1 protein-coding gene is annotated in these 203 nt (G+C 57.6%); it reads left to right on the top strand.

What is annotated here, in order from left to right; genetic code table 11:
* Nucleotides 1-18 precede the first annotated feature (18 nt).
* On the top strand, nt 19-203 hold a 185-nt coding region (locus SB751_RS36150), incomplete at its 3' end, for a transposase (RefSeq protein WP_410749749.1).

The raw sequence follows: 203 nt of genomic DNA, 5'->3' as shown, positions 1-203 counted from the left end.
ACCTTTGGGGTGTTTTTCATGGCGAAGTACGATGAGCGGTTCAAGCTCAAGCTGGTAAGGCAGTATCTGGCTGGGCCAGATGGATTCAAGGCGATCGCGGCGCAGTATGGAGTTGGCTACAAGCTCGTGCAGCGTTGGGTGGCGAGCTACCGCCAGCATGGCCAAGACGGGCTGCGCAAGAAGCGCAATCCCTACAGCACTGA

Source organism: Cupriavidus sp. SIMBA_020 (assembly GCF_046535395.1).
In the GTDB taxonomy this organism is placed as follows: domain Bacteria; phylum Pseudomonadota; class Gammaproteobacteria; order Burkholderiales; family Burkholderiaceae; genus Cupriavidus; species Cupriavidus campinensis.
The sequence above is the reverse complement of the archived record's forward strand: the minus strand, read 5'-3'. Positions and strand labels throughout refer to the sequence as shown.